Here is a 4,016-nt window from a genome sequence, read left to right as displayed (position 1 = left end):
CAGCGAGCCGTCCGGGCCGGCGGCGGCGGTTTCCGCCCGCGTTTCGGAGCGTTTCGCGGAGGCCTACGATGAGGGGCGGTCTTTCCGGATTTCCTGGAAACAGATCCGCCACGCGCTGTGGGTTGCCGCGCTGGTGTTCCTTGTCGTCGGCAAGGTGTTTTTTGCCTTTCGCGACGACCAGGTGCGCAAGCAAGCCACGGAGGCGGATCGCCTTGCCTGCGCCAGCCAAAGGATGTCGTTTGCCCGCAGCGCCTATGTGAATTGCCTGATGCGGGTTGCGGCCGGCGGCAAGCCGTGAGGGGCGGGCATGGACCCGCATTGCCAATCTTTCAGGTTTCCGACGGCTTAGGCCTTGATATCGAATTGCCCGTCGCTCCGGCCCTCCGCCGATTTGCGACCGGCAGAGGGCATCGGGACGCGAGCGGGTGCGGCAGTCTCAACCCTCCCCTTGTGGGGAGGGTGGCCGGCAGGCAGGAGGGGTTTTGCCCAGCAAAAAGCCCTCCCTGCACGGGAAACCGCGCTACTCGGCCGCCTCCGCATAGGCTTCCAGCGGCGGGCAGGTGCAGACGAGGTTGCGGTCGCCATAGACATTATCGACGCGGTTGACCGGGGACCAGTATTTGTCGACACGGAAGGCGCCGGGCGGGTAGCAGGCCTGTTCGCGGCTGTAGGGGCGGTCCCATTCGCCGACCAGGTCTTCCACCGTGTGCGGGGCGTTCTTCAGCGGGTTGTTCTGCCGGTCCATGCGGCCGTCCTCGATGGCGCGGGCTTCCTCGCGGATTGCCAGCATCGCTTCGCAGAACCGGTCGATCTCGGCCTTGGTTTCCGACTCGGTCGGCTCGATCATCAGCGTGCCGGCGACCGGCCAGCTCATGGTCGGGGCATGGAAACCGCAGTCGATCAGGCGTTTTGCGACATCGTCGACGCTGACGCCGGCCGAGACATTGAGCGGGCGCGTGTCGATGATGCATTCATGGGCGACGCGGCCGGCCTCCGACTTGTAGAGCACGTCGTAGGCGCCCTTCAGGCGGGCGGCGATATAGTTGGCGTTGAGGATCGCCACCTTGGTCGCCTGGGTCAGACCTTCGCCGCCCATCATCAGGCAATAGGACCAGGAGATCGGCAGGATCGACGGCGAGCCGAAGGGGGCAGCCGAGACCGCACCCTCACGACCGTCGGTCGCCGGGTGGCCGGGGAGGTGTGCCGCCAGATGCGACTTGACGCCGATCGGGCCCATGCCGGGACCGCCGCCGCCATGCGGGATGCAGAAGGTCTTGTGCAGGTTGAGGTGGGAGACGTCGGAGCCGATATCCCCGGGGCGGGAGAGGCCGACCATGGCGTTCATGTTGGCGCCGTCGAGATAGACCTGGCCGCAATGCTTGTGCGTGATCTCGCAGATCTCGCGCACGGTCTCCTCGAAGACGCCGTGGGTCGAGGGGTAGGTGATCATGCAGGCCGAGAGGTTCTCGGCATATTGCTCGGCCTTGGCCCGGAAATCGTCGAGGTCGATATCGCCGTTGTCGCGAACCTTGACGACGACCACTTTCATGCCGACCATCTGGGCCGAGGCCGGGTTGGTGCCGTGCGCGGATGTCGGGATCAGGCAGACGTCGCGGTGGGTGTCGCCCCTGGCGATGTGGTAGTTGCGGATGGTCAAGAGACCCGCATATTCGCCTTGGGCGCCGGAATTCGGCTGCAGGGAGAAGGCGTCGTAACCGGTGATCTGGCAGAGCTTCTGCGACAGGTCGTCTATCATTTCCCTGTAGCCAAGCGCCTGGTCAGCGGGCACGAAGGGGTGGATGTCGGCAAATTCCGGCCAGGTGATCGGCAGCATTTCGGCCGTCGCATTCAGTTTCATGGTGCAGGAGCCGAGCGGGATCATCGCCCGGTCGAGCGCGAGATCCCGGTCCGAGAGCCGGCGGATATAGCGGGTCATCTCGCTCTCGGCGCGGTTCATGTGGAAGATCGGGTGGGTCATGTAGTCGGATTTGCGCAAAAGCGCGGTCGGCAGGCGCCAGGTGGGCTCGAAATCCGAAACCTTGAAATTGCCGCCGAAGGCCCGCCAGACGGCTTCAAGGGTGGCAGGCCTTGTGCGCTCGTCGAGCGACATGCCGATGCGGGTTTCGCCGACCTTGCGCAGGTTGACGCCTTCCGCGACCGCGGCGCGCATGATCAGGCCCTGCATGTGGCCGACCTCGACGGTGATGGTGTCGAAGAAGGTGTCGGGGTCGATGGTGTAGCCGAGCTTTTCCAGGCCCTTGGCCATCAGCACGGCCTTGCGGTGGACCTGCTGGGCGATCGCTTTGAGCCCGTCCGGGCCGTGGAAGACCCCGTACATGGAGGCCATGACGGCCAGCAGGACCTGGGCGGTGCAGATGTTCGAGGTCGCCTTTTCGCGGCGGATATGCTGTTCGCGGGTCTGGAGCGACAGGCGGTAGGCGCGGTTGCCGCGGCTATCGACAGAGACGCCGACCAGCCGGCCGGGCATGGCGCGCTTGTGGGCATCCTTGACCGCCATATAGGCCGCGTGCGGGCCGCCGTAACCGACCGGCACGCCGAAACGCTGGGAGGAGCCGATGGCGATGTCGGCGCCCATTTCGCCGGGGGATTTGAGAAGCGTCAGCGCCAAGGGATCGGCGGCGACGGCGGCGACGGCGCCGGTCTGGTGCAGGCGAGAGATCAGGCCGGTGAAATCGCGGACATGGCCGTTGGTGCCCGGATACTGGAAGATCGCGCCGAACACGTCGACCGGATCGAGATCAGTCATCGGGTCGCCGATGATAACGCTCCAGCCGAGCGGCGCGGCGCGGGTTTCGATCAGCGCGATCGTCTGCGGATGACAGGCGGCATCGACGAAGAAGGCCGTCGCCTTCGACTTCGCCTGGCGCTGGCAGAGCGCCATGGCTTCGGCGGCGGCGGTCGCCTCGTCGAGCAGCGAGGCATTGGCGACGTCGAGGCCCGTCAGGTCGCAGATCATCGTCTGGAAATTGAGGAGAGCCTCGAGGCGGCCTTGCGAAATTTCCGGCTGGTAGGGCGTGTAGGCGGTGTACCAGGCGGGGTTTTCAAGGATGTTGCGCTGAATGACCGGCGGGGTGATGGTGCCGTAATAACCCTGGCCGATCAGCGAGACGAGCGCCCTGTTGCGGTTCGCCGTATCGCGCAGCTTGTCGAGCGCCTCGCGCTCGGTCAGCGCCGGGCCCCAGGCAAGCGGGGTCGTCTGGCGGATCGAGGATGGCACGGTGGCGTCGATCAGGGCGTCAAGGCTTTTGTAGCCGACGATTTTCAACATCTCGGCCATCTCGGCGGGCGAGGGACCGATATGGCGGCGGTTGGCGAAGTCGTAGGGCTGGTAGTCGGTGAAATGGAAATCGGTGCTGTCGGTGGTCATGCGATCAGTTCCTGGTAGGCGGCCTCGTCGAGCAGCGCGTCGGCGTCGGAGGCGGTCTTGAGCTTCAGCTTGAAGAACCAGCCTGCTCCTTGAGGATCGGAATTGACGATCGAAGGATCGTCGACGATCGCCTGGTTGACCTCGGTGACTTCGCCATCCAGCGGACAATAGACGTCGGAGGCGGCCTTGACGCTCTCGACGGTCGCGGCATTGCCGTCCTTGGTGAGTATGGCGCCCACTTCCGGCAGTTCCACGAAAACGAGGTCGCCAAGCTGTTCGGCAGCGTGAGAGGTGATGCCGACGGTTGCGATACCGTCTTCGAGCTTCAGCCATTCGTGTTCGGCGGTGAATTTCAACATGGTTCTCTCCGGAGGATTATCGTTTGTAGGTGGGGGTGACGAAGGGAAGGGCGGCGACCGTGACGGGCAGATATTTGCCGCGCACCTCCGCAAAAATCTGGCAGCCGGGTTCGGCAAAGCGGGTCGGCACGTAGCCCATGGCGACCGGGCCTTCGACCGAGGGGCCGAAGGTGCCGGAGGTGACTTCGCCGAGTTCGGTCCGGCCCTCGGCGTCGGCATAGAGCTTGGCGTGGGAGCGGACGGGCGCCTTGCCCTCCGGCTTCAGGCCG

At 65.2% G+C, this 4,016-nt stretch carries 4 protein-coding genes; 1 reads left to right on the top strand and 3 read right to left on the bottom strand.

The window, feature by feature from the left end; all coding sequences use genetic code 11:
• Positions 1–298 (top strand): hypothetical protein (locus MOV61_RS28945; RefSeq protein WP_247139054.1); only part of this gene is annotated, 298 nt, incomplete at its 5' end.
• Positions 299–520: 222 nt separating this feature from the next.
• Here MOV61_RS28945 and gcvP read toward each other — a convergent pair.
• The 3 genes from gcvP to MOV61_RS28930 all read right to left on the bottom strand — a co-directional run.
• Complete coding sequence (gcvP, locus tag MOV61_RS28940) at positions 521–3,388, bottom strand: aminomethyl-transferring glycine dehydrogenase (RefSeq protein WP_247139053.1); 2,868 nt, start codon at positions 3,386–3,388, stop codon at positions 521–523.
• Positions 3,385–3,747: a glycine cleavage system protein GcvH gene (gcvH, locus tag MOV61_RS28935; protein ID WP_046636238.1), complete on the bottom strand. Its 363-nt coding sequence runs from the start codon at positions 3,745–3,747 to the stop codon at positions 3,385–3,387. Before gcvH ends, gcvP begins: the two co-directional genes overlap by 4 nt.
• A gap of 16 nt (positions 3,748–3,763) precedes the next feature.
• Positions 3,764–4,016 (bottom strand): glycine cleavage T C-terminal barrel domain-containing protein (locus MOV61_RS28930; RefSeq protein WP_309493876.1); only part of this gene is annotated, 253 nt, incomplete at its 5' end.

This window comes from Neorhizobium sp. BETTINA12A (assembly GCF_023006485.1).
Lineage (GTDB): Bacteria > Pseudomonadota > Alphaproteobacteria > Rhizobiales > Rhizobiaceae > Neorhizobium.
Note: the sequence above shows the minus strand (reverse complement) of the source record. Positions and strands in the feature narration are given on the sequence as shown.

Coding starts and splice junctions, on each gene's coding strand:
- gcvP (WP_247139053.1), bottom strand. CDS start 3,388: ATGACCACCGACAGCACCGATTTCCATTTCACCGACTACCAGCCCTAC.
- gcvH (WP_046636238.1), bottom strand. CDS start 3,747: ATGTTGAAATTCACCGCCGAACACGAATGGCTGAAGCTCGAAGACGGT.